Source organism: Yersinia sp. FDAARGOS_228 (assembly GCF_002073315.2).
GTDB lineage: Bacteria > Pseudomonadota > Gammaproteobacteria > Enterobacterales > Enterobacteriaceae > Yersinia > Yersinia intermedia.
Window position 1 is genome coordinate 4104737 of sequence record NZ_CP020409.2, and the last position, 24906, is coordinate 4129642.

Below are 24906 nucleotides of genomic sequence, written 5' to 3' on the forward strand. Positions count from 1 at the left end.
CATATTGAATGGTTTCAGCAAATACGAGATTTATCCTAAACAAATAGGGTTAATTACTGGGTTATTTTGCAAAGCGAATATTTAAGAAAGACTTACAGACAGCCACGTTATCGCCAAAAAAGGAAGCAATATGTCGACATTGACCCGTGGATAAAATGTAGAAGGAGCAAAGAGGAGAGAATTAATGATTGTTTAGTAAAATAAACAAACGCGGTTTTATATCCAAAGAATTTGGCATTGCATCCCGATAGCCAGACCCATCCTGATAAGCTTACGCGGTTATGTGATTTTGGTGCATACCCTTCGATAGGAGCAAATTTGAAGGCGTTAAGGGCATAAAAAAGCGTGGACTAAGCCACGCTATATACTGTTTGGTGTGAGCGGCTACAACTTAGTTGGACGCTTTCGCCGCCCAGGTATCACGCAGACCTACCGTGCGGTTAAATACTAAGGCATCAGGGCGTGAATAGCGGCTATCGGCACAGAAATAACCTTCACGTTCAAATTGATAGGTTTTCTCTGGAACCGCAGCAGCCAAACCTGGCTCAACAAAACCCTGACGGATAATCAACGACTCAGGATTGATGGTAGACAAGAAGTCTTCCGCCGCAGCCGGGTTTGGTACGCTAAACAAACGGTCATACAGACGAATTTCTGCTGGCAATGCGTGTTTAACAGAAACCCAATGAATAACCCCTTTAACTTTACGACCATCAGCCGGGTCTTTGTTTAAAGTTTCTGCGTCATAACTACAATAAAGTGTAGTCACATTGCCTTCAGCGTCCTTTTCGACACGTTCAGCTTTGATAACATAGGCATTACGCAAACGTACTTCTTTGCCTAGCACCAAACGCTTGTACTGTTTATTGGCTTCTTCACGAAAATCAGCGCGATCGATGTAAAGCTCACTATCGAAAGGAACCTGACGAGTGCCCATATCCGGGTTATTCGGGTGATTTGGCATGGTCAGCCACTCTTCCCCGGCCACCCGATTTTCAATAATCACCTTGATTGGGTCAAGAACCGCCATGGCTCGTGGGGCATGTTCGTTGAGGTCATCACGGATGCAAGACTCCAGTGACATCATTTCAACGTTGTTATCCTGCTTGGTCACCCCAATACGGCGGCAGAACTCACGAATGGAACCTGCGGTGTAACCACGGCGACGCAAACCAGAAATCGTTGGCATACGTGGATCATCCCAACCTTCCACGACTTTCTCGGTCACCAATTGATTCAGCTTACGCTTAGACATAATGGCGTATTCTAGATTCAGGCGAGAGAATTCATACTGGCGCGGATGGCATTCGATAGAGATATTATCCAGCACCCAATCGTACAAGCGGCGGTTATCCTGGAACTCCAGCGTACAGAGTGAATGGGTGATCCCTTCGATCGCATCAGAAATACAATGGGTAAAGTCATACATCGGGTAGATGCACCACTTGTTACCTGACTGATGGTGTTCGGCAAACTTAATACGATACAGCACGGGGTCACGCATCACGATAAACGGTGACGCCATATCGATTTTGGCACGCAGACAAGCTGTACCTTCAGCAAAACCACCGGCACGCATCTTTTCAAACAGCGCCAGATTCTCTTCCACACTGCGATCACGGTACGGGCTGTTTTTCCCCGGAGCCGTCAGGGTGCCACGATATTCGCGCATCTGCTCAGCAGTTAACTCATCGACATACGCCAGGCCCTTATTAATCAGCTCTACAGCGTATTGGTACAGTTGATCGAAATAGTCTGAGGAGTAACGTACATCACCGCTCCAGGTGAAGCCTAGCCACTCTACGTCGTGTTTAATCGACTCTACGAACTCGACGTCTTCTTTCACTGGGTTGGTGTCGTCGAAACGCAAATTACACTGACCCTGATAATCTTGTGCGATGCCAAAGTTCAGGCAAATAGATTTTGCATGACCAATATGCAGGTAGCCATTTGGCTCTGGCGGAAAGCGGGTATGAACCGACGTGTGCTTGCCGCTGGCTAAATCTTCGTCAATTATCTGACGGATAAAATTACTCGGGCGGGCTTCTGCCTCACTCATTGTTCTATTCCTCAATGCAAACGCAACAAATATAACCGCATATTTACCTAATAGATTTCAAGGATGCAGGAAGGCGGCAAACGAGAGACAAATCGGTCGGGAACCGATTTGAATAGCATCTATGCTAGCCCGCAGGGTGAGCCTCAAGGATGAGGCTCATTCATCCCGATGAGCTTACACAAGTAAGTGATTCGGGTGAATGAGAGCGGCCAACACACCTGCAACTTGAAAGATGACAGGTATAATCCAACAAGCCCGACTTGGAAACAACCGTTTGTTACAGGAAATAAAACAAAAAAACGGGAAGAGATTGCTCTCTTCCCGTTGGTTCAGCTAAAAGTTAAATCGGTTATTCAGGACAGCAGTCCCTTTTCACCATTAGCCTTAAGCCAATTATTTGCCACGGATCTCAAACAACGGGCTTTGACCGGCCACAACAGAGCTGCCTGCCAATACCGAGATACCGGCATAATCATCAATATTGCTTACCACAACCGGGCTAATCATTGAGCGCGCATTGGCGTTCAGATAAGCCAGGTCCAGTTCCAATATCGGTTGGCCGGCAACGACAGTGGCCCCTTCGTCAACCAGACGAGCAAAGCCCTGACCGTTCAGTTTTACCGTATCAATCCCGATATGAACCACAATTTCTGCACCGGTTTCAGTTTCCAGACAGAATGCATGGTCAGTATTGAAGATTTTTACGATAGTCCCGTTCGCCGGAGAAACCACCATTTTATCAGTAGGACGGATGGCAACACCCTCACCCACTGCTTTGCTGGCAAAAGCTTCATCAGGAACTTGATCCAGTGCGACAACATCACCGGTAATAGGCGAAACCAGTACCAGAGAAGCTGTTTTAGTGGTGTTAATAACCGCCTGAGGCTTAACGTCTGCGGGTGCCACAGAACTGCTGGCGGCAGGAACCGAACCACCAGCCAGCACAGTACGCATGGCCGAAGCAATCAATTCTGCGCGGGTACCGACAATGATTTGCACACTTTGTTTATTCAGACGAATGACACCTGACGCACCTAAGCGCTTGGCAACACTGTCATTAACCTGCGCAGAATCTTTTACGTTCAGACGCAGGCGGGTGATGCAGGCATCAATGGCAGTCAGGTTATCTGAACCACCGATAGCACCAATATAGCGACGCGCCAGACCGTTGATTTCACTTTCGTTCACTGCAGGGGTGTTATCAACATTGACGTCATAACCATCTTCTTCACTGCCTTCAACGGCCAATTCACGCCCAGGTGTCAGCAAGTTGAATTTCTGGATGGTGAAACGGAACACCACGTAGTAAATGGCGAAGAACACCAAACCTTGTGGGATCAGCATGTACCAATGTGTGGCGAGCGGGTTGCGAGAAGAGAGCACCATATCCACTAAACCGGCGCTGAAACCAAAACCGGCGATCCAATGCATGCTGGCTGCAATGAATACTGAAATACCGGTCAGCACGGCGTGCAAGAAGTACAGCACAGGGGCAACAAACATGAAGGAGAATTCAAGTGGTTCGGTGATACCGGTGAAGAAGGCTGCGAATGCACCCGCCAACATGATACCTGCCACTTTCGCTCTATTTTCAGGACGCGCGCAGTGATAAATCGCCAACGCCGCACCTGGTAAACCAAACATCATGATTGGGAAGAAGCCAGCCTGATAACGACCAGTGATACCCACAATGGCTTTACCAGAATCAATAGACTGCTGGCCACCGAGGAAGTTAGGAATATCGTTAATACCGGCAACGTCAAACCAGAACACTGAGTTCAAAGCATGATGCAGGCCGACTGGGATCAACAAGCGGTTGAAGAAGGCATAGATACCCGCCCCTACTGACCCCATATCTTTGATGTATTCGCCGAAGGTCACCAGTGCGTTATAAATCAGCGGCCAGACGTACATCAGAATGAAGGCAACCACGATCATCAGGAAGGACGTCAGAATCGGAACCAGACGGCGGCCACTGAAGAAAGAGAGTGCTTTTGGCAATTCAACACTGCTGAAGCGGTTGTACAGTTCAGCAGAGATAATACCCACCAGGATACCCACGAACTGGTTGTTGATTTTACCAAAAGCTGCCGGAACCTGATCAACCGGGATCTTTTGAATCATCGACACCGCAGCAGGCGAGCACAGCGTGGTTAATACCAGGAAACCTACAAAGCCGGTCAGTGCAGCCGCACCGTCTTTGTCTTTTGACATACCGTAAGCAACACCAATTGCGAACAGCACGGACATGTTGTCGATAATAGCCGCACCGGATTTGATAAATAATGCCGCCAGTGCATTATCACCCCCCCAGCTTACCGGGTCGATCCAATAGCCTACGCCCATCAGTATCGCGGCGGCTGGTAGTGTGGCCACTGGGACCATCAAGGCCCGGCCCACTTTTTGTAAGTAACTAAGAATATTCACCTTTCCCCCTATTCGTCCGTTATCGGACCCTTTAAGTAGTTTATTTAATTGACTCACTACCTTTTAGAAAAACGCATGGCACACTTTTTATTTATTCACGGTACGTATTACTCATTGCGGAGTGTAAAAAAATTATTTCGTAACGCAAATTAAAACCCCCTATTTTGTGATAAATGTCACCAAAAACTAGTGAAAAAGCACCAATGCACTAGCCATGATACAAAACTTATTTTATCATTCGAAAAATGAACGAAGTATTGTACCAACGCATGAGTCAAAATCTGAGTTACGCTTAGCTGGATGATTCGAACCGCGTAGAGTATAGCCACTATTAGCAATCCAAGAGGTGCAAGATGAGACTTATCCCACTGAAAAACACCACAGAAGTTGGTAAATGGGCAGCGCGTCATATCGTTAGCCGTATCAATTCGTTTAAACCAACCGCTGAGCGCCCGTTTGTACTGGGTCTGCCAACCGGTGGCACACCGATGGAAGCATACAAACATCTGGTCGCGATGCACAAAGCCGGTGACGTCAGTTTTCAAAACGTGGTTACGTTCAACATGGACGAATATGTCGGTTTGCCACAGGAACATCCTGAAAGCTACTACACCTTCATGCACTCCAATTTCTTCGATCATGTTGATATCCCAGCCGAGAACATCAACCTGTTAAATGGCAACGCGCCAGATATCGATGAAGAATGCCGTCGTTACGAAGCAAAAATTAAGTCTTACGGCAAAATTAACCTGTTTATGGGTGGCGTGGGCGTTGACGGTCACATCGCATTTAATGAACCGGCATCATCTTTGGCATCCCGTACCCGCATCAAAACCCTGACCCAAGAAACCCGCATTGCTAACTCCCGCTTCTTTGGTGGTGATGCAAACCTCGTGCCGAAATATGCACTTACAGTAGGTGTGGGTACATTGCTGGATGCAGAAGAAGTGATGATTCTGGTCACTGGCCACGGCAAAGCACAAGCCTTGCAAGCGGCAGTTGAAGGGAGCATCAATCACATGTGGACCATCAGTTGCCTGCAACTGCATGCCAAAGCCATCATGGTGTGTGATGAGCCTTCCACTATGGAATTGAAGGTTAAAACTGTAAAATACTTCCATGAATTGGAAGCTGAAAATATCAAAGGTCTGTAATAGTCATCAGGGGGCTAAGATGTACGCTTTAACTCACGGCCGTATTTATACCAGCCACGAAGTACTGGATAATCATGCTGTTGTCGTGGCTGATGGATTGATTGAACGTATCTGTCCTGCCGCTGAACTTCCGGCTGATATTGAGGTGCGCGATTTGGGCGGCGCCATTCTAGCCCCCGGATTTATTGATGTGCAGTTAAATGGCTGCGGCGGTGTGCAATTCAATGACTCTCTTGAGGCTATCTCCGAAGAGACGTTGGATATCATGCAGCGCGCTAATGAAAAGTCAGGTTGCACCAGCTTCCTGCCAACACTCATTACATGCAGTGATGAGTTTATGAAGCACGGCGTTCATGTCATGCGTTCATATCTACAAAAAAACCAGCATAAAGCGTTGGGTCTGCATCTGGAGGGGCCATATCTTAGCCCGCTCAAGAAAGGCACCCATAATCCGGCGTTTATTCGTAAACCCACCGCTGAAATGATTGATTATCTGTGCGCAAATGCGGACGTGATTAGCCAATTCACTCTGGCACCAGAAATGGTCGATGACAAATACATCCGCCAGTTGACTGAAGCCGGTATTCTGGTTTCAGCCGGCCACTCCAACGCTACCTATCAGCAAGCCCGCCAAGGCTTTGCTGCTGGTATTCGCTTTGCGACACACCTGTATAATGCCATGCCATACATCACCGGGCGTGAACCTGGCCTGATCGGGGCTATTTTTGATACCCCAGAAGTCTACACCGGGGTAATAGCGGATGGCCTGCATGTCGACTGGGCCAATATCCGCAACGCAAAACGCCTGAAAGGTGACAAACTGGTACTGGTAACCGATGCCACCGCTCCGGCGGGTGCTGAAATTGATCAATTTATTTTTGCTGGCAAAACAATATACTATCGTAACGGCTTATGTGTGGATGAGAATGGCACATTAAGCGGTTCAGCACTGACGATGATCGAAGCGGTACAAAATAGTGTTGAACACGTTGGCATCGCACTGGACGAAACATTGCGTATGGCGACACTGTATGCGGCCCGCGCTATTGGCGTGGATAAGCAGTTAGGGAGTATCGAAGTCGGCAAAGTAGCCAACCTGACTGCCTTTACCCGCGATTATAAAATCACTAAAACCATCGTTAACGGCAACGAGGTTTTAAAATAAGCGAGTAATTTTATTGATGAGCACCGGCGGACAGTCACAAATTGGTAATGTGGATCTTGTGAAGCAACTCAATGGTGCCGTTGTTTACCGGCTTATTGATCAGCAAGGCCCGATTTCGCGCATTCAGATTGCCGATCTCAGCCAGCTCGCCCCCGCCAGTGTCACCAAAATTACGCGTCAACTGCTGGAGCGGGGGCTTATCAAGGAAGTTGATCAGCAAGCCTCCACCGGCGGTCGCCGTGCTATCTCTATCGTGACAGAAAACCGCCAGTTCCATACTATTGCGGTGCGTCTTGGCCGCCATGATGCGACTATCACCCTGTTTGATATGAGTGGTAAATCGCTGGGCGAAGAGCATTATTCGCTGCCTGAGCGCACGCAAGAAACGCTTGAGCACGCGCTATTTACTATTATCAGCCAATTTATTGAAGCCTATCAGCGCAAATTACGTGAGCTGATTGCCATTGCCGTTATCCTCCCAGGCTTGGTTGAACCGCGCAAAGGTATCGTGCGCTATATGCCCCATATCAATGTCAGCGACTGGCCATTAGTTGAGAATCTGCAAAATCGTTTTAATGTCACCAGTTTTGTCGGCCACGATATTCGGAGTTTGGCATTGGCAGAGCACTATTTTGGTGCAACACGTGACTGCGAAGACTCCATCTTGGTTCGTCTGCACCGTGGTACCGGTGCGGGTATCATCGTAAATAGCCAGATATTCTTAGGCAGCAATGGCAACGTGGGTGAGATCGGCCATATCCAAATTGACCCACTGGGTGAGCGCTGTTATTGCGGTAACTTTGGCTGTCTGGAAACAGTGGCCTCCAATGCAGCAATTGAAAATCGGGTGCGCCACCTGCTCGCTCAGGGCTACCCAAGCAAATTAACGCTGGATGATTGCCATATTGGCGCTATCTGTAAAGCGGCTAACCGGGGTGACTTGCTGGCAAGCGAAGTGATTGAGCATGTGGGCCGCTATCTGGGCAAAGCCATTTCTATCGCCATCAACTTATTTAATCCGCAAAAAGTCGTTATTGCGGGTGAAATCATTGAAGCCGATAAAATCCTGCTACCCGCTATTCAGAGCTGCATCAATACTCAAGTATTGAAAAACTTCCGCCTGAATCTGCCAGTCGTCACGTCGCAGCTTGATCATCAGTCTGCAATCGGTGCTTTTGCTCTGGCTAAGCGCGCCATGTTGAACGGCGTATTATTGCAACGCCTGCTGGAAAACTAACGCGTAGATGCAAATAAGGCTATGGCAGGGGTAAACCCCTTATCGCTCATGTTATAGTGGACCATTGCCGTGCAAAAATGAGTAATATAATACCCTTCTGACTTGAGGCTGCTGCTCTCACTTACCCGAATACTGACCAGCGTCAGCACATCGGGATGCACTCATTTGCTGCCTAACTGTAACTCCAATTAATTTGGGTTTAACCATGACAATTAAAAGCGTTATTTGTGATATCGATGGTGTGTTGTTACATGATAATAAAGCGATACCGGGCGCTAACGACTTTCTAGCCCGGATTCAAAATGCTGGAATGCCGCTGGTTATTCTGACCAACTATCCGTCACAAACCGCGCAGGATCTGGCTAACCGCTTCAGTTCTGCCGGGTTGGACGTACCCGAAAGCGCCTTTTATACCTCGGCGATGGCAACTGCCGACTTCCTGCGCAATCAGGAAGGTAAAAAGGCCTATGTTGTGGGTGAAGGTGCATTAGTGCACGAACTCTATAAAGCTGGCTTTACCATCACCGATATCAATCCTGATTTTGTGATTGTCGGTGAAACCCGTTCCTATAACTGGGATATGATGCATAAAGCTGCCTATTTTGTCGCCAATGGTGCACGTTTTATTGCCACCAACCCCGATAGCCACGGTCATGGGTTTGCTCCGGCGTGTGGTGCATTGTGCGCACCTATTGAGAAAATCTCCGGTCGTAAGCCGTTTTATGTGGGTAAGCCCAGCCCGTGGATCATTCGCGCGGCGCTGAATAAAATGCATGCCCATTCAGAAAGCACGGTGATTGTGGGTGATAACCTGCGTACCGATATTTTGGCCGGTTTCCAGGCTGGGTTGAAAACGATTTTAGTTCTGTCCGGTGTCTCAACGCTAACAGATATTGAAGCCATGCCATTCCGCCCGAACTATGTTTTCTCTTCCGTGGTTGATATCAATATTATCTAATCTCTGTTGGCGGTCATGCCATGGCCGCCAGCCTCTTTTTTGCCCCCTCCCTTTTAGCGCTATGCCTTTTTTTAGTGCAGTGCACCAAAGTTTCTTGCCATTACGCCCCATTTTGGCGCATTTTCTTTTATAGCCTTCGTCCTTGATGCTGTAGGGGTATTAGCTGGGGGTCACTCACCCTAATCACTTGACTGAGTAAGCTCATCGTGACTCACCCGCTGGCAGCCTACCTGCAACGTCGAGTGCTTTGGGTATAGGTACCCATTGCCATACCCGCCAGTGCACCAAAATAATAGCGCTGTGAATTGGCGTATAAATTGCATGTATTTCTCACATCTAGTTTAGAAATAATTTGGATGACTGCATCGTCATGGGGCATAACTTGCATCACTCATAAGCAAGTGTGAAAAAATAGATCCAGCGATGAACGACTCAAATTCAACATCATCACCGCCAAAGCAGAGAAGTTAGGGAGATTATTATGTGTTCTATTTTCGGGGTCCTCGACCTTAAAACCGACCCCATTGAGTTACGCAAAAAAGCGCTGGAAATGTCACGTTTAATGCGCCACCGTGGCCCAGATTGGTCTGGTGTGTGGGCAAGTGATAAAGCTATTCTCGCCCACGAACGTTTGTCTATCGTTGACGTCAATACCGGTGCCCAGCCCCTGTTTAATGCGGCCCACACGCATATTTTGGCCGTTAATGGTGAGATCTATAATCATCAGGCATTACGTCAGCAATATGGCGACCGTTACGCATTCCAAACAGGCTCAGACTGTGAAGTCATTCTGGCGTTGTATCAGGAGAAAGGGCCTGAATTCCTCGACGACCTGCAAGGTATGTTCGCTTTCGTCCTGTACGACACAGAGAAAGATGCCTATCTGATTGGCCGTGACCATCTGGGGATTATCCCGCTGTATATGGGCCATGATGAAAACGGCAACATGTTTGTGGCTTCAGAGATGAAAGCATTGGTGCCAGTGTGCCGCACCATTAAAGAGTTCCCGGCTGGCAGCTATCTGTGGAGTAAAGAGGGTGAAATTCGCGAATACTATCATCGCGATTGGTTTGATTTCGACAACGTCAAAGACAATGTAACTGACAAAGTCCAGTTGGCTAACGCGTTAGAAGAAGCGGTAAAAAGCCACTTGATGTCTGACGTGCCTTACGGCGTATTGCTGTCCGGTGGTCTGGACTCTTCCGTTATCTCGGCTATCACCAAAAAATTTGCGGCCCGTCGTGTCGAAGACGATGAACGCAGTGAAGCCTGGTGGCCACAACTGCACTCCTTTGCAGTAGGTCTGATTGGCTCCCCGGATTTGCGTGCTGCGAAAGAAGTCGCCAACCATTTAGGTACCGTGCACCATGAGATTCATTTCACCGTGCAAGAAGGGTTGGATGCTATTCGCGATGTGATTTATCACATTGAAACCTATGATGTCACCACCATCCGCGCCTCAACGCCCATGTATCTGATGTCGCGTAAAATCAAAGCGATGGGGATCAAGATGGTGCTGTCTGGCGAAGGATCAGACGAAGTATTTGGCGGCTACCTCTATTTCCACAAAGCGCCAAATGCGAAAGAATTACATGAAGAGACCGTGCGTAAATTGCTGGCCCTGCACATGTATGACTGTGCGCGTGCCAACAAAGCAATGTCTGCCTGGGGTGTTGAGGCCCGCGTACCTTTCCTGGATAAGAACTTCCTCGATGTTGCGATGCGTATCAATCCGCAGGACAAAATGTGTGGCAATGGCAAAATGGAAAAACATGTCCTGCGTGAATGTTTTGAATCTTACCTACCACACAGCGTCGCATGGCGTCAGAAAGAGCAATTCTCTGATGGTGTTGGCTATAGCTGGATTGACACTCTAAAAGAGAAAGCTGCTGAGCAAGTCACTGATCAACAGATGGAAACTGCCCACTTCCGTTTCCCATACAACACGCCATCATCGAAAGAAGGCTACTTGTATCGCGAAATCTTTGAAGAGTTGTTCCCGCTGCCAAGTGCCGCTGAATGTGTGCCCGGTGGCCCATCAGTCGCCTGTTCATCAGCAAAAGCCATCGAGTGGGATGAATCATTCAAAAGTATGGATGACCCTTCTGGCCGTGCCGTTGGCGTGCATCAGGACGCTTATAAATAATTGAATGTGATGGTCTGCCTATTATTGACTGTCCAATCTCAAGGCTGCCCTAGGGTGGCCTTGTTTTTTGCTGGCAAATTCAACAATTAATCACCATAAGTGCTGCTTTAATCACCAGACTGTTCACAAGCCACACAAACGAACCCTTTCAGCGCTTTTTTGGGAAAAAATTAGTTGACGCAATTCGGCCATATACGCATAATGCGCCCCGCAACGCCGATGAAGGTAATGCGGAAAAAGATGGCTACGTAGCTCAGCTGGTTAGAGCACAGCACTCATAATGCTGGGGTCACAGGTTCGATTCCCGTCGTAGCCACCATCTTTTTGCGGGAGTGGCGAAATTGGTAGACGCACTAGATTTAGGTTCTAGCGCCGCAAGGTGTGCGAGTTCAAGTCTCGCCTCCCGCACCATTATTCGTTCATCGGTTTGTCACAGCGGATGGGATATCGCCAAGCGGTAAGGCACCAGGTTTTGATCCTGGCATTCCCAGGTTCGAATCCTGGTATCCCAGCCATCTTTTTTTTGATGGATAGCTGTAAGACAAGAATGTTGTCATGTAAAAAAGAATTGTATTTCAGTTGGGATATCGCCAAGCGGTAAGGCACCAGGTTTTGATCCTGGCATTCCCAGGTTCGAATCCTGGTATCCCAGCCATACAACTTCTCAAGATTAAAGATTTAAAGATGGCTACGTAGCTCAGCTGGTTAGAGCACAGCACTCATAATGCTGGGGTCACAGGTTCGATTCCCGTCGTAGCCACCATCTTTTGGGGTATCGCCAAGCGGTAAGGCACTGGATTCTGATTCCAGCATTCCGAGGTTCGAATCCTCGTACCCCAGCCAAATTTAGAAAAGCTCGCTTCGGCGGGCTTTTTGCATTCTGGGATTTCATTTAATTAATTCTTCTTAATTGCATTCATTTTAGCAGCAAATAATCGTACCCTGTACTACATTCATGGAGGATGACATGGAGTTATCAGGATGGATTTCCTTGAGTTTGTAGAAACACCGATTTTTAGTCGGCGTCGAGCAGAACTAATGTCAGATGATGACTTTCAACAATTTCAGACTTACCTACTTAATAATCCTCAGTCTGGAGACACAATAAGCAAAACCGGGGGCTATCAAAAAATTCGATGGGGTGGTTTGCAGCGAGGTAAACGCGGTGGTATCAGAGTTATCTATTTTGTTGTGGCCCAACGTTGTCGCATCTGGTTATTGTTGGCTTATTCTAAAAATGAAAAAGATGATCTGTCTGAATCAGAAAAAACCGTATTGAAAATGATAACCGCTAAACTCGATTTATAAGTTTGCGAACATTCCATTAGTTTGTGTGAGGTGCCGATATGAAAAAAGAACTCTTTGATGATCTGGTTGAAAGCATGAATTACATGGTCGCGGCTGAAAAAGGTGAATCACGCCCTAAAGCAGAACAAATTCACCGTCACCCCTTACCCGATGTAAAATTATTGCGACTTTCCTCCGGCATGAAACAAGAAGAGTTCGCAGATATCGTCGGTGTTAGCAAGGGATTGGTTCAAAGCTGGGAGCAACATCGGAGGATCCCTTCAGGTTCAGCATTAAAGCTATTGATGATGATAGAAAGAAACCCGAATATTATTGAAGAATTACGCGTCCTGTAAGCAGAACCGGTATCTGCTTACAGGCTATTCTCATCGCCCGTCAAGATGTAGGGAGGGATGTTGGCTGCCGTCACTCGTTCAAGTTGCTGCCTACCGGTATTTTGAATTAATTGGGCATACAACGATTATTCAAAAGCACCTACAGCCCCAATGCATACCTCAACGCATGTTCTTTCAACTTGCCCGCGCGCTGAGCGGCTATCAACGCCAGATTCCGTACGAATTTCACCGGTGGCAGATCATTGCTGAATGTGGTGTAAAACACATCCATACCACTTTGCATAATCAGATTATCAGTACGGCGGCGGCGTTGATAACGCAGTAATACCTGCTCACTGTGCCACGGTTCTGCCCGTTCACGCGCTTGATTAAGTACCTCCAGCAACGCATCAACATCGCGATATCCCAGATTAACCCCCTGCCCAGCCAGCGGATTAATGGTATGGGCTGCATCCCCGAGTAAGACCAATCCCGGCTGTACATAACGTTGTGCATGGCGACGCACTAGCGGGAAAGAGCCAGCAGCAATCGCCTTAACAGCCCCCAACCGTGATGGGAAAGCCTTAGCAATTTCCTGGTTCAACTGTGCCATCGGCAGCGCCTGAAGCTGACGAATACGTTGTGGGCTGTCGTACCAGACCAATGACGCCCACTGACCAAACAGTGGTAAAAAAGCGCGCGGCCCCGTTGGGAAAAACTGCTGCCAGGTTGTGTCTTGCTGAGCAGTATCCGTCTCTACGGTGATTAACATGCAAGACTGGCGATACTGCCAGCCACTGGTGCCAATACCGGCTAATTGCCGCACCAGAGAATTTGCACCATCAGCACCTATCACTAAACGGCCCTGTATCTGTCGCTGAGCGTCTAACGTAATTTGCCAGCAGTCATCTACTCTAACCATAGTTTGCAGCCGTGACGGGCACAGCAACGTCAAATTAGGGCATTCCGTTATCTGTTGCCACAAAGCCAACTGCAAAATCCGGTTCTCAACCATAAACCCCAGCTCAGGCAACGAGAGCGAGGCTGCATCGAATACCACCTGTGAGCCGGGCTGCTCCCAGGTCTCTAACCGACGATAAGGTGCATAGCGCATCTGTTGTACCTGCGCCCAGACACCGAGTTGTTTCAGTAACGACACCGAGGTACAACCGATAGCGGAAACCCGCAAATCGGGCACGCTGTCAGCTTCAAATGGGGCTGGGGCTTCATGCTCCAGTAACGCGACTGACCAGCCTGTTTGTGCCAGTCCAAGCGCGGCGGCGGCACCGACCATCCCGCCACCGACCACCACAACATCATAATTTGGTTGCGATTTATTCATTTTGGCCATTCTTTAAAAGTTAAAATAACATCCATACTTTATCTGCCCTCAGTGTACCGGATTTTTCATCACCCCACAGAATAACTAAGCCGAACTGCGGTGGTCATCGCAACTGCAAATGACTACAATACCCTGCAACTACTGAGCCTTTGCGCCTGACGAACACATGGATCACCGCACCGCGCGATGTGACATTTATGATGAATTTTTGGTGGTAGATAAGCCATGACGAAAAAACTGCATATTAAAACCTGGGGCTGCCAGATGAATGAATATGATTCATCTAAAATGGCTGATTTGCTGGCCAGCACTCATGGTTACCAGTTAACAGAGATTCCCGAAGAAGCCGATTTACTGCTACTGAATACCTGTTCAATTCGCGAAAAAGCACAAGAAAAAGTGTTCAGCCTGCTGGGCCATTGGAAGCTCCTGAAAGAAAAGAACCCCAATCTGATTATTGGTGTCGGTGGGTGTGTAGCATCGCAAGAAGGTGAACATCTGCGCCAACGCGCCCCCTGTGTTGATGTCATTTTTGGGCCGCAAACGCTGCATCGCCTGCCAGAAATGATTAACCACGTCCAAGGCTCGCACAGCCCGGTGGTAGACATCAGTTTCCCTGAAATTGAAAAGTTTGATCGGCTGCCAGAGCCACGCGCTGAAGGCCCGACCGCGTTCGTCTCTATCATGGAAGGATGCAATAAATATTGTACTTTCTGCGTAGTGCCTTACACCCGTGGCGAGGAAATCAGCCGCCCAAGTGACGATATTCTGTTTGAAATTGCACAGTTAGCCTCCCAAGGGGTGCGGGAAGTGAATCTGCTCGGCCAGAATGTCAATGCCTATCGCGGTGCCACCTATGATGGTGATATCTGTAGTTTTGCCGAGTTATTACGACTGGTTGCCGCCATTGACGGTATCGATCGCATCCGCTTTACCACCAGCCATCCAATTGAGTTTACCGACGATATCATCGATGTTTATCGCGATACGCCAGAACTGGTGAGTTTTCTGCATCTGCCAGTGCAAAGTGGTTCTGACCGAATTTTAACCATGATGAAACGCGCCCACACCGCACTGGAATACAAGTCCATCATCCGCAAACTGCGTCAGGCGCGGCCAGATATCCAGATAAGTTCCGATTTTATCATCGGTTTTCCTGGTGAAACTCAGCAGGATTTTGAGCAAACTATCAAGCTGGTCGCAGATATTCATTTTGATACCAGTTACAGCTTTATTTACTCTCCACGCCCCGGCACACCTGCGGCAGACCTGCCAGACGATGTCAGTGAGGAAGAGAAAAAACAGCGACTGCATATTTTGCAACAACGTATCACTCAACAGGCCATGGAAATCAGCCGCGAGATGGTTGGCAGTGTGCAACGTATTCTGGTAGAAGGCACCTCCCGCAAAAGTGCGGTGGAGTTAGCCGGGCGCACTGAAAATAACCGCGTGGTGAATTTTGAAGGCACGCCAGAGATGATTGGCAAATTCGTTGATGTCGAAATTGTAGACGTTTATGCCAGTTCACTGCGCGGTATTTTGCAGCGAACCGAAGACCAGATGGCGCTACGGGTTCATGAATCGCCACAATCGGTCATTGCGCGAACCCGAAAAGAAAATGAAATTGGCGTGGGGCAGTACCAACCCTGATCGCCGTTGTTCGAGTTAACTCGCATTAGCAGGCACTGCATTGTCAGTGCCTGTTTTATTTCAGTGGGCTGCTACGCAGATTTGGACTTTTTAAGTTGCACCGTTTGATGGCCGCTACTTGAATAGAGCGTGAAAGCACGGATTGATAAGTAAACTTGCGTCAGCACCATGCACCATGAATAATTCTTAAATGACATGTATGATTGGCGTTATATACCCAAGGTCATTTCAAGTACGAAGGTATAACAGTGAATCATACAAATAATATCCGTGAATGATATATCCAGAGGAACACAGTGACTCAGAGAAATAGTTTGCACGTAGTGACACAAGAAATCTTGCTAGAGCCTACCGATAATCAGCGTTTGCTGAGTCTGTGCGGCCCTTTTGATGACAATATCAAGCAGTTGGAGCGCCGATTAGGCATCGAAATTAATCGCCGTGACAATCGCTTCAAGTTAGTCGGTAAGAATATCAGCGTTGTTGCAGCGGCAGATATCCTGCGCCATCTGTATGTTGACACCGCCTCCATTCGTGGTGTTACCCCGGAGATATCCCCGGAAGATATCCATCTCGCAGTGAAAGAGAGCCATGTATTGGAGCAAACTGCGGAGAGCGTGCCCGATTACGGGAAAGCCGTGAATATCCGTACCAAACGCGGCATGGTCAAACCGCGTACCCCCAATCAGGCGCAATACATCGCCAATATTCTCGATCACGATATTACTTTTGGGATTGGTCCTGCAGGGACGGGTAAAACCTATCTGGCGGTAGCAGCGGCAGTTGATGCTCTGGAACGCCAGAATGTGCGCCGTATCTTACTGACCCGTCCGGCCGTTGAAGCCGGCGAAAAATTGGGTTTCCTGCCAGGGGATCTAAGTCAGAAAGTCGATCCATACCTGCGCCCACTTTATGATGCGCTGTTTGAAATGCTTGGCTTTGAGCGAGTTGAAAAACTGATTGAGCGTAATGTGATTGAAGTGGCTCCGCTGGCCTATATGCGTGGCCGGACACTCAATGATGCCTTTATCATTTTGGACGAGAGCCAAAACACCACCATCGAACAGATGAAGATGTTTCTCACCCGAATGGGCTTTAACTCCAAAGCAGTTATTACCGGCGATGTGACACAAACCGACTTACCCCGCCACCAAAAATCTGGCTTAAGCCATGCCATTGAAGTGCTGTCTGAGGTAGAAGAACTGAGCTTCAACTTCTTCCATAGCGAAGATGTGGTGCGTCACCCTGTGGTCGCCCGCGTGGTTATTGCCTATGAAGCCTGGGAAGCGGCAGAACAAAAGCGCAAAGAGACCATTACCGAACAACGTAAACGGGAAAACCATACCCCGTCTGAGCAGGAGGCTCCGTGAGCCAAGTTATACTCGATTTACAAATTGCCTGCGCCGATAGCCAGGGTTTACCCGCCGAAGCTGATTTTCAACGTTGGCTAGAAGCGGTATTACCGCAGTTTCAAGATGTGGCAGAAGTGACCGTTCGGTTGGTTGATGAAGCTGAAAGCCATGAGCTGAATCTAACTTATCGTGGTAAAGATAAACCAACCAACGTGTTGTCTTTTCCTTTTGAGGCTCCACCTGAAATTGAACTGCCACTATTGGGTGATTTAATCATTTGCCGTCAAGTGGTTGAACAAGAAGCCATCGAACAAGAGAAAGCACTATTAGCTCATTGGGCGCATATGGTTGTTCACGGCAGTCTCCATCTGCTAGGGTATGACCACATCGTGGACGATGAAGCAGAAGAAATGGAGTCAATTGAGACTGAAATCATGCAAAGTCTGGGTTATCCAGATCCGTATATTTCAGAGAAAGACCCCGTATAAGCCCATAACACTGGGTGTTATAATGCCCAGCTAGTCAGGGGAAAAAGCTGTCGGCGGTGTGAGTCTACTACTGCCGATAAAATATAATCTTTACCCAACGTCATTGGAATTACAGGTAGGCGGCAAGCGGACCTAGCTAACCCCCTGCACCTTCCAGTACCAAGGGTATAACATGAGTAAACTTAACTAAAACGCCATGAGCGACGACCACTCACAAAACAACGATAGCCCCAGTCCCAAGAAAGGGTTCTTTACTCTTATCCTTAACCAGTTATTTCACGGTGAACCTAAAAACCGTGGTGATTTGGTAGAGCTGATCCGTGATTCTGAACAAAACGATCTGATCGATCCCGATACCCGTGACATGCTGGAAGGCGTGATGGATATTGCCGAGCAGCGCGTGCGGGACATCATGATCCCCCGTTCTCAAATGGTCACATTAAAGCGTAACCAAACGCTGGATGAGTGTTTGGATGTGATTATTGAATCTGCTCACTCCCGCTTTCCGGTGATTAGCGAAGATAAAGATCACATCGAAGGTATCCTGATGGCCAAGGATTTGTTGCCGTTTATGCGCACCGACTCCGAGCCATTCAGTATTGATAAAGTATTACGGACGGCGGTTGTAGTGCCAGAAAGTAAGCGTGTCGATCGGATGCTGAAGGAGTTTCGTTCCCAGCGCTACCACATGGCGATTGTCATTGATGAGTTTGGTGGCGTTTCAGGGCTGGTGACCATTGAAGATATTCTTGAGCTGATCGTTGGCGAAATAGAAGATGAGTATGACGATGAAGAAGACAGAGATGTCCGTCAACTCAGCAAGCATACCTATACTATTCGTGCGCTGACGCAAATTGAAGATTTCAATGATGTGTTCAATACCCATTTCAGCGACGATGAGGTTGACACCATTGGCGGCTTGGTAATGCAGGCCTTTGGCCATTTACCTGCCAGGGGTGAAACCATTGAAATTGAAGGTTACTTATTTAAAGTTGCCATGGCGGATAGCCGACGTATCATTCAGGTTCATGTAAAAATCCCGGATGATGCTCCGCAACCCAAACTGGAAGAATAAATCCTTGATGCCTATTGCTTCATATCTTCAACGCCAGTGGGTTCGCGCCCTACTGGCGCTATTTTTTGGTGCCTGCGGTACGCTGGCCTATTCACCGTTTGATCACTGGCCCGCAGCCATTGTTTCACTGTTTGGCTTACTCAGTCTAACGCTGAACCGCAATACCCGGCAGGCCGCCTTTATTGGCTTTTGTTGGGGGATGGGGCTATTCGGTAGCGGTATCAACTGGGTCTATGTCAGTATTTCTGAGTTTGGCGGGATGCCAACGGCCATCAATATTTTCCTGGTGGTGTTACTGGCGGCCTATTTATCGCTCTACACCCTAATCTTTGCCGGTGTGTTAGCACGTCTCTGCCCACAAGCGACATGGTGGCGGCTAGCGATTGCCGCACCGGTGGTATGGCAACTGACGGAATTCCTGCGCGGCTGGGTATTGACCGGCTTCCCGTGGCTACAATTTGGCTACAGCCAGATTAATGGCCCGCTGCGTGGGATTGCCCCAATACTCGGTGTTGACGGCATCACCTTTGTACTAATGGCGATCAGTGGGTTACTGGTCTACGCCTGCTATCAGCGCCGGGTTACTGCGGCAATAGTGGCTATAGCGCTGTTATTATTACCATGGCCACTGCGCCAACTGCATTGGTTCACACCGGAGCCGGAACGCGCCGTCAATATCGCCATGGTGCAAGGTAACATTGCTCAGTCTATGAAGTGGGACCCTAAAGTCCTGCTCTCTACTCTGCAAGTCTATCTGGATGAAACTCGCCCATTTATGGGCAAAGCACCGATTATCATCTGGCCAGAATCTGCCATTCCTGATATTGAAACCGATCAAACCGGCTTCCTGACGATGGTTGATGATCTGATGCGGGCCAATCACAGCAGCTTGATCACTGGGATTGTCGATGCCCAGCGCCGCCCTGAAGGTAAGGGGTATCATTTCTTTAATAGTGTCATCGTGTTAGGCGATAAAGAGCCGTATCAATATCCGAGCCAAAACCGTTACAGCAAACACCATCTGGTCCCATTTGGTGAATTTGTGCCGCTCGAATCCCTACTGCGGCCGCTGGCACCGCTCTTTGATTTACCCATGTCAACATTCAGCCGTGGCGGCTATGTTCAACCCTCGCTCAAGGTGGCTGGATATAACCTGACTGCGGCTATTTGTTATGAAATCGTGTTAGGCCAGCAGGTACGGGATAATTTCAACCCTGATACCAATTTCTTGCTGACTGTCTCAAATGATGCCTGGTTTGGCCACTCGATTGGGCCGTGGCAGCATTTCCAGATGGCACGGATGCGCGCACTTGAATTGGGTCGCCCACTGCTACGCAGTACCAATAATGGTATCACTGCGGCGGTTGGCCCGAGTGGTGAAGTGCTCGCCCAGATCCCGCAATTTACCCAACAGGTGTTAGAGGTCAAAGTCACACCAACTACGGGTATCACCCCTTATGCCCGAATGGGTTCATGGCCGATGTGGATTATCACGCTGGTACTTGGCGCCATCACGCTGTTCCACGCGATCCGTCGTCGTTCTGATAAAAAATAACGCAATATGTGGGCATGTTATCTGCATGCCCATTAATCTTGAGAGCCTTATGTCACTGAAGCCTGAATTTATCCTCACTAGCGAAGCACAACTCAGCGAGCACTACGCCGCCCCCTTTGAAACCGTGTTGAAGAAACAGATAGATCACATTGATGATTATGCTAAAAAACTCATCGCGGCTGCCCCCTTCGCCGTACTGGGTACCCTCGGTGCCAATGGGATCGACTGCTCCCCCAAAGGTGGGGAACCGGGTTTTATCCATGTACAGGACAGTAAAACGCTGATGCTACCAGACCGCCCTGGGAACAACCGCCTGGATGGTATCCGCAACCTGCTGCATAACCCCGCTATCGGTATCTTGTTCCTGATCCCTAACTGGGACGAAGGTTTCCGGGTGAATGGTCGGGCGAAGATTTCGGTCGATCCTGAACTGTGTGAGCGCTTTAGCCAAAATGGCCACCCCGCCCGCAGTGTATTAGTGATCGACGTTGAGGAAGTGTTTATTCATTGCGGCCGCGCGATTACCTTTGCCAAGCTGTGGAATCCAGAAAAACACGCTGCAAAAGAGACCCTGCCGACAGCATTGGATGTGTTTAAGGCCCATCTGGCTATCAATAACCAGCAATTAGGCTAACGGGCAGTAAAGCCGCTGTTTGGCGGCTGATTAATGACCTCATATCCCCCACTTGTCTCCTATAATCCTCAATTTGCAGAGCAATAATCCTTATCTCTTCGCCGCGGCTGGCACAGACCTTGCATTATTTCTAACCATTATGTGTTAACTCTTGGGCAATACCCGCCAACCTTTTAGCCGTTGTCGGGGATTACCGCAACAAGTAGGGAACACAGGGTTTCAAATGCGGGATCACGATTATTTGTCCAATTGTTTGCACGCTCATTTATAGGGCATCCCACGCACCATAGAAGTGCATTGCTGTTTTATTGCCTCTATTTGGTGCGATTTGCGTCCCAAAAAACAAACATTTATTCATCATTTACATAACATTTGGCTATTTTTTAAAGATAATCTGATACAAGTAACAGCGAAAACCACGTATCAACCAACAAAACATCGGTGGTTGTACCGCTGAAACGAAACAAAACGATTTCTCGCCTGACGAGATTTAGCAACAACGTACTTTTAGCATCACAACATCAAGTAATAAAACAACAGCAAAGGAGTTGGACCATGCATATGCGTAAATTGGCGTTAGCGCTACTGTTAGCTGGGATGGCAAGTGGCGTAGCCCAAGCAGAAGAAGCGGCAGCACAACCCGCAGCGAAAGCTGAAGCCCAGGCTGATACGCTGAAAAAGATTAAAGACAGCGGCGTGATTGTGGTGGGTCACCGTGAGTCTTCCGTTCCCTTCTCTTATTACGATAATCAACAGAAAGTTGTGGGTTACGCACAAGATTATTCTAATCTGATCATCGATGCAGTTAAGAAAAAACTTAATGCACCAGACTTACAGGTCAAACTGATCCCAATCACCTCACAGAACCGTATTCCACTACTGCAAAACGGCACCTTTGACTTTGAATGTGGTTCCACCACCAATAATCTGGAGCGTCAGCAACAAGCCGCGTTCTCTAATACCATTTTTGTTGTCGGTACCCGCTTACTGACTAAAAAAGGGTCTGACGTTAAAGATTTCAAAGATTTGGCCGGTAAGGCAGTGGTTGTAACTTCAGGAACGACATCTGAAGTCCTGCTGAATAAACTGAATGAAAAAGACAAAATGGATATGCGCATCATCAGCGCCAAAGACCACGGTGACTCTTTCCGCACCCTGGAAAGTGGCCGCGCAGTAGCCTTTATGATGGATGATGCTTTGCTGGCCGGTGAGCGTGCAAAAGCCAAGAAACCAGACCAATGGGATATCGTCGGTAAGCCACAGTCTCAGGAAGCTTACGGCTGTATGTTGCGCAAAAATGATCCGGCCTTTAAAGCCTTATTGGATGAAACCATTGCCAGCGCACAAACGTCTGGTGTGGCTGAAAAATCATTCGATCGCTGGTTCAAAAACCCAATTCCACCTAAAAATCTTAACCTGAATTTCTCATTGTCTGATGAAATGAAGGCGCTGTTCAAAGCACCTAACGATAAAGCATTGAACTAACAATAATAATCAGGGTGGGCGTTGCCTGCCCGACTCGATTGATGATGGGCCGATAGGAGATACCCAATAGATTTCAGAGTGCAGGAAGGTGGCAAGCGCTGGCCCGTAGGGTGAGCCTCTGATGAGGTTCATAATCCTGATGAGCTTATACAAATAAGTGATTCAGGTGAACAAGGGCAGCCAACACATCTGCAATTTGAAAGATGCAGGGTAAAGACAGGATGCGGGGTGGCCGTTCCCCACTCCGCATTTTTTTGTGAGTCCTCGAAGGTCGCCACGCATTAAATCATCAGTCATCAGGGTGGCTTATCCATCCTTTTAAGGGAGTTTGTTATGTCAATAGACTGGAACTGGGGCATCTTCTTGCAACCTGCCCCCTTCGGCAATACCACCTACCTCGGCTGGATCTGGTCCGGCTTTCAAGTCACCGTCGCGTTGTCACTGTGCGCCTGGGTGATCGCGTTCTTCGTCGGTTCACTGTTTGGTATTTTAAGAACCGTGCCCAATCGAATCCTCTCCGGGATAGGGACGTGCTACGTTGAGCTGTTTCGTAACGTCCCCTTGATTGTGCAATTCTTTACCTGGTATCTGGTGGTACCTGAACTGTTGCCAGTTGATATTGGCATGTGGTTTAAAAGCGAACTGGACCCAAACATACAGTTCTTTCTTTCATCGATGCTTTGCCTTGGCTTATTTACTGCAGCACGTGTTTGTGAACAAGTCCGTGCCGGGATTCAGTCACTGCCTAGAGGCCAGAAAGCAGCGGGTTTGGCTATGGGATTGACCCTGCCACAAACCTATCGCTATGTGTTACTGCCCAATGCTTATCGGGTGATCATTCCCCCGATGACCTCAGAAATGCTCAACCTGGTAAAAAACTCCGCCATTGCTTCAACAATCGGATTGGTCGATATGGCCGCTCAAGCAGGTAAATTGCTGGATTATTCAGCTCACGCCTATGAGTCCTTCACCGCCATCACTCTTGGTTATGTACTGATCAACGCCGTGATCATGCTGTTGATGCGATTAGTTGAGAAGAAAGTGCAGTTACCCGGCAATCTGGGGAGTAAATAATGTACGAATTTGATTGGAGTTCTATCGCCCCCAGCATGCCCTATCTGCTGCAAGGGTTAGTAGTCACCGCCAAGATAACCATTACCGCTATCGTATTTGGCATTATCTGGGGAACGGTGCTGGCAGTCATGCGCTTGTCACCGATTAAAGCCATCAGTTGGTTTGCAACTGCCTATGTCAACGTGTTCCGCTCTATCCCGTTGGTGATGGTGCTGTTGTGGTTTTATTTGGTTGTCCCGAGCTTATTACAAAATGTGCTGGGCTTATCACCAAAAACTGATATTCGGTTAATCTCAGCCATGGTAGCCTTTTCGCTGTTTGAAGCGGCCTATTACTCAGAAATTATCCGCGCCGGGATCATGAGTATTTCCCGTGGGCAATCCTCTGCGGCGCTGGCATTGGGCATGACCCATGGGCAGTCAATGCGACTGGTTATCCTGCCTCAGGCTTTCCGCGCCATGGTGCCGCTGCTGTTAACTCAGGGGATCGTGTTATTTCAGGATACTTCACTGGTGTATGTGCTTAGCCTGGCCGATTTCTTCCGCACCGCCACCACCATTGGCGAGCGGGACGGTACTCAGGTCGAAATGGTGCTGTTTGCCGGTTTGGTTTATTTCGTTATCAGTATTGCCGCGTCGATGCTGGTTAACTATTTGAAGAAAAGGACTGTTTGATGATTTCCCTGAAAAATGTTTCTAAGTGGTACGGCCACTTTCAGGTGCTGGCTGACTGCACCACCGAAGTTAAAAAAGGTGAGGTTGTGGTGGTCTGTGGTCCTTCAGGCTCAGGCAAATCGACCTTAATCAAAACCGTTAATGGGCTGGAACCTATTCAAAAAGGCAGCATTACAGTTAATGGTATTGCTGTGAATGATAAAGGCACTAATCTGGCCCAACTGCGTTCCAAAGTGGGTATGGTATTCCAGCATTTCGAGCTGTTCCCACACCTGTCTATCATTGAAAACCTGACGCTGGCGCAAATCAAAGTGCTCAAACGCGATAAAGCAGAAGCGCGTGAAAAGGGGTTGAAACTGTTAGATCGCGTGGGCCTTTCTACCCATGCAGATAAGTTTCCTTCTCAATTATCGGGTGGTCAGCAACAGCGCGTGGCCATTGCCCGTGCACTTTGTATGGACCCAATTGCCATGCTGTTTGATGAACCCACCTCCGCACTTGACCCGGAAATGATTAACGAAGTGTTGGACGTGATGGTCAAACTGGCATTGGAAGGGATGACCATGATGGTGGTTACCCACGAAATGGGCTTCGCCCGCAAAGTGGCTAACCGCGTTATTTTTATGGATGAAGGGAAAATCGTCGAAGACAGCAACAAAGATGATTTCTTTAACAATCCTAAGTCGGATCGCGCCAAAGACTTCCTGGCAAAAATCCTGCATTAATCACACCACCTCCCCTGCGCCCGTAGGGGAGGAAATTTGCGTCTGTTCTCTTTTTACGCCCTGTGTGATTGCTTATCCGTTTTT

At 48.3% G+C, this 24906-nt stretch carries 20 protein-coding genes and 6 tRNA genes; 23 read left to right on the top strand and 3 right to left on the bottom strand.

Annotation, left to right across the window (positions count from 1 at the left end; all coding sequences use genetic code 11):
* Positions 1 to 391: 391 nt before the first annotated feature.
* Positions 392 to 2059 (bottom strand): glutamine--tRNA ligase, encoded by a 1668-nt coding sequence (glnS, locus tag A6J67_RS19055; protein ID WP_005193231.1) that lies wholly within the window; start codon positions 2057 to 2059, stop codon positions 392 to 394.
* A gap of 393 nt (positions 2060 to 2452) precedes the next feature.
* Positions 2453 to 4486, bottom strand: coding sequence for an N-acetylglucosamine-specific PTS transporter subunit IIBC (gene nagE / locus A6J67_RS19060; RefSeq protein ID WP_005193282.1), 2034 nt, complete (start codon positions 4484 to 4486; stop codon positions 2453 to 2455).
* 353 nt (positions 4487 to 4839) lie between these two features.
* Between nagE and nagB the strand changes: the two genes are divergently transcribed.
* The 13 genes from nagB (at position 4840) to A6J67_RS19130 (ending at position 12789) form a co-directional block, all read left to right on the top strand.
* Complete coding sequence (gene nagB, locus A6J67_RS19065; RefSeq protein WP_005193281.1) at positions 4840 to 5640, top strand: glucosamine-6-phosphate deaminase; 801 nt, start codon at positions 4840 to 4842, stop codon at positions 5638 to 5640.
* A 19-nt stretch (positions 5641 to 5659) separates the two neighbouring features.
* Positions 5660 to 6805 carry an N-acetylglucosamine-6-phosphate deacetylase gene (gene nagA / locus A6J67_RS19070; RefSeq protein WP_042569387.1) on the top strand — a complete coding sequence of 382 codons (1146 nt, stop codon included), beginning with the start codon at positions 5660 to 5662 and terminating at the stop codon, positions 6803 to 6805.
* A gap of 16 nt (positions 6806 to 6821) precedes the next feature.
* Positions 6822 to 8042 carry a DNA-binding transcriptional regulator NagC gene (gene nagC, locus A6J67_RS19075; RefSeq protein WP_005193279.1) on the top strand — a complete coding sequence of 407 codons (1221 nt, stop codon included), beginning with the start codon at positions 6822 to 6824 and terminating at the stop codon, positions 8040 to 8042.
* A 205-nt stretch (positions 8043 to 8247) separates the two neighbouring features.
* On the top strand, positions 8248 to 9000 hold the full coding sequence (locus tag A6J67_RS19080; protein WP_032908027.1) for an HAD-IIA family hydrolase: 753 nt from the start codon (positions 8248 to 8250) through the stop codon (positions 8998 to 9000).
* Positions 9001 to 9481: 481 nt separating this feature from the next.
* A complete protein-coding gene (gene asnB, locus A6J67_RS19090; protein ID WP_050297770.1) occupies positions 9482 to 11146 on the top strand; it encodes an asparagine synthase B in 1665 nt (554 codons plus the stop codon).
* A gap of 242 nt (positions 11147 to 11388) precedes the next feature.
* A tRNA-Met gene (locus tag A6J67_RS19095) sits at positions 11389 to 11465 on the top strand.
* Between the two features lie 7 nt (positions 11466 to 11472).
* Positions 11473 to 11557 (top strand) — tRNA-Leu (locus A6J67_RS19100).
* Between the two features lie 29 nt (positions 11558 to 11586).
* Positions 11587 to 11661 (top strand) — tRNA-Gln (locus A6J67_RS19105).
* 65 nt (positions 11662 to 11726) lie between these two features.
* Positions 11727 to 11801: transfer RNA gene (locus A6J67_RS19110), tRNA-Gln, on the top strand.
* Positions 11802 to 11832: 31 nt separating this feature from the next.
* Positions 11833 to 11909: transfer RNA gene (locus A6J67_RS19115), tRNA-Met, on the top strand.
* A gap of 5 nt (positions 11910 to 11914) precedes the next feature.
* Positions 11915 to 11989, top strand: a tRNA-Gln gene (locus tag A6J67_RS19120).
* 138 nt (positions 11990 to 12127) lie between these two features.
* Positions 12128 to 12454 carry a type II toxin-antitoxin system RelE/ParE family toxin gene (locus tag A6J67_RS19125; protein WP_050297771.1) on the top strand — a complete coding sequence of 109 codons (327 nt, stop codon included), beginning with the start codon at positions 12128 to 12130 and terminating at the stop codon, positions 12452 to 12454.
* A 38-nt stretch (positions 12455 to 12492) separates the two neighbouring features.
* On the top strand, positions 12493 to 12789 hold the full coding sequence (locus A6J67_RS19130; protein ID WP_042569385.1) for a helix-turn-helix domain-containing protein: 297 nt from the start codon (positions 12493 to 12495) through the stop codon (positions 12787 to 12789).
* A 139-nt stretch (positions 12790 to 12928) separates the two neighbouring features.
* Here A6J67_RS19130 and ubiF read toward each other — a convergent pair whose 3' ends face one another.
* Positions 12929 to 14110, bottom strand: coding sequence for a 3-demethoxyubiquinol 3-hydroxylase (gene ubiF / locus A6J67_RS19135; protein ID WP_050074553.1), 1182 nt, complete (start codon positions 14108 to 14110; stop codon positions 12929 to 12931).
* Positions 14111 to 14335: 225 nt separating this feature from the next.
* On the opposite strand from ubiF, the gene miaB reads away from it, so the two are divergent.
* The 10 genes from miaB (at position 14336) to A6J67_RS19185 (ending at position 24822) form a co-directional block, all read left to right on the top strand.
* Positions 14336 to 15760 (top strand): tRNA (N6-isopentenyl adenosine(37)-C2)-methylthiotransferase MiaB, encoded by a 1425-nt coding sequence (gene miaB / locus A6J67_RS19140; RefSeq protein WP_042569384.1) that lies wholly within the window; start codon positions 14336 to 14338, stop codon positions 15758 to 15760.
* A gap of 296 nt (positions 15761 to 16056) precedes the next feature.
* Positions 16057 to 17130, top strand: coding sequence for a PhoH family protein (locus tag A6J67_RS19145; RefSeq protein ID WP_172668594.1), 1074 nt, complete (start codon positions 16057 to 16059; stop codon positions 17128 to 17130).
* Positions 17127 to 17600 (top strand): rRNA maturation RNase YbeY, encoded by a 474-nt coding sequence (gene ybeY / locus A6J67_RS19150; RefSeq protein ID WP_032905735.1) that lies wholly within the window; start codon positions 17127 to 17129, stop codon positions 17598 to 17600. The genes A6J67_RS19145 and ybeY overlap by 4 nt, the downstream gene beginning before the upstream one ends.
* A 196-nt stretch (positions 17601 to 17796) precedes the next feature.
* Positions 17797 to 18675, top strand: coding sequence for a CNNM family magnesium/cobalt transport protein CorC (gene corC, locus A6J67_RS19155; protein WP_005182755.1), 879 nt, complete (start codon positions 17797 to 17799; stop codon positions 18673 to 18675).
* 7 nt (positions 18676 to 18682) lie between these two features.
* Positions 18683 to 20230 (top strand): apolipoprotein N-acyltransferase, encoded by a 1548-nt coding sequence (lnt, locus tag A6J67_RS19160; protein ID WP_050297772.1) that lies wholly within the window; start codon positions 18683 to 18685, stop codon positions 20228 to 20230.
* A 49-nt stretch (positions 20231 to 20279) separates the two neighbouring features.
* Positions 20280 to 20864 (top strand): MSMEG_1061 family FMN-dependent PPOX-type flavoprotein, encoded by a 585-nt coding sequence (locus A6J67_RS19165; RefSeq protein WP_005182753.1) that lies wholly within the window; start codon positions 20280 to 20282, stop codon positions 20862 to 20864.
* A 555-nt stretch (positions 20865 to 21419) separates the two neighbouring features.
* Positions 21420 to 22349 (top strand): amino acid ABC transporter substrate-binding protein, encoded by a 930-nt coding sequence (locus A6J67_RS19170; protein WP_005182752.1) that lies wholly within the window; start codon positions 21420 to 21422, stop codon positions 22347 to 22349.
* A 333-nt stretch (positions 22350 to 22682) separates the two neighbouring features.
* The gene (locus A6J67_RS19175; protein ID WP_005182751.1) at positions 22683 to 23423 is read left to right on the top strand and encodes an amino acid ABC transporter permease; all 741 of its coding nucleotides are present in this window, start codon (positions 22683 to 22685) and stop codon (positions 23421 to 23423) included.
* A complete protein-coding gene (gltK, locus tag A6J67_RS19180; protein WP_032905734.1) occupies positions 23423 to 24097 on the top strand; it encodes a glutamate/aspartate ABC transporter permease GltK in 675 nt (224 codons plus the stop codon). Before A6J67_RS19175 ends, gltK begins: the two co-directional genes overlap by 1 nt.
* Entirely contained in the window at positions 24097 to 24822 is a 726-nt protein-coding gene (locus tag A6J67_RS19185) for an amino acid ABC transporter ATP-binding protein (RefSeq protein ID WP_005182750.1), read from the top strand. Before gltK ends, A6J67_RS19185 begins: the two co-directional genes overlap by 1 nt.
* The last annotated feature ends 84 nt before the right edge of the window (positions 24823 to 24906 follow it).